Origin of the sequence: Streptomyces recifensis (assembly GCF_002154615.1) — a bacterium.
GTDB lineage: Bacteria > Actinomycetota > Actinomycetes > Streptomycetales > Streptomycetaceae > Streptomyces > Streptomyces griseoluteus.
Window position 1 is genome coordinate 1 of sequence record NZ_MUNH01000717.1, and the last position, 953, is coordinate 953.

Annotated in this window: 1 protein-coding gene; it reads right to left on the reverse strand. The window is 70.0% G+C overall.

The window, feature by feature from the left end:
• The coding region (locus CCN33_RS28830) for a tetratricopeptide repeat protein (protein WP_140394730.1) at positions 1 to 953 on the reverse strand (953 nt) is incomplete at both ends.

A 953-nucleotide genomic window follows, 5' to 3' on the forward strand; every position in this document is an offset into this window, starting at 1 on the left:
TGCCCGCTGCCCAGCACCCGGTCGAGATCCGCCACCGACCGACGCAGGAGCCTGAGGCCCTCTTCCCTGCGCCCGGCCTCCCAGTGGGCGACAGCGAGATTGCCCCGGCCCGTCAACGTCTCGGGATGGTCGGGGTCCATCAGCCGCTCCCTGTCGGCGACCAGCGCCTCGAGCCGGGCGACCGCCTCCTCCACGCGCCCGGCCCGCCAGTAGTAATAGGCGAGGTGACCACGGACGTTCAGAGTCTCGGGGTGCGCGTCCCCGAGCACCCGCTCGCAATCGGCGATCAACTCGGTGAGCAGCCCACCGGCTTCCTCCACCAGGCCGGCCTGCCAATAGCAGTTGACGAGATTGAGGCGTGCGCCCAGGGTGTCGGGATGCACGGCTCCCAACAGCCGTTCGCTGTCGGCGATCACCCACTTCTGAAGACCGACCGCCCACACGACCCGTCCCACCTCCCGGTAGGCGGCGGCCAGGTTGTTCCGAGCCGTCAGGGTGTGGGGATGCTTGACCCCGAACTGCCGCTCGCAGTCGACGACCAGGCGCTCGAACAGGCCGACGACCTCCTCGGTGCATCCCGTCTTCCCGTAGGAGATCGCGAGATTGTTCCGTACGCCGAGGGTGAGAGGGTGCTGGTCTCCCAGCAGCCGCCGGCAGTCGGCGAGCAGCCGCTCCTGAAGACCAATTGCCTCCGACAACCGCCAGGCGTCCGCATAGGCACCGGCCAGGGCGCTGCGCGACGTCAGGGTCCGCAGGTGCTCCTGGCCCATCCGCCGCTCGCAATCGGCGGCCAGTCTCTGCCAGTAGGCGACGGCGGGTGCCACGAGCCCCGATCTGCTCAGGCTCTCACCGGCGCGGTCGAGAACCGCATGGGGTGCCGAGTCCCAGAGGGAGTCGGATGCGTGGTCCGCGAGGACGTCCGTGTTGGCGCGCAGGGTGGCGGCCAGGTCGGG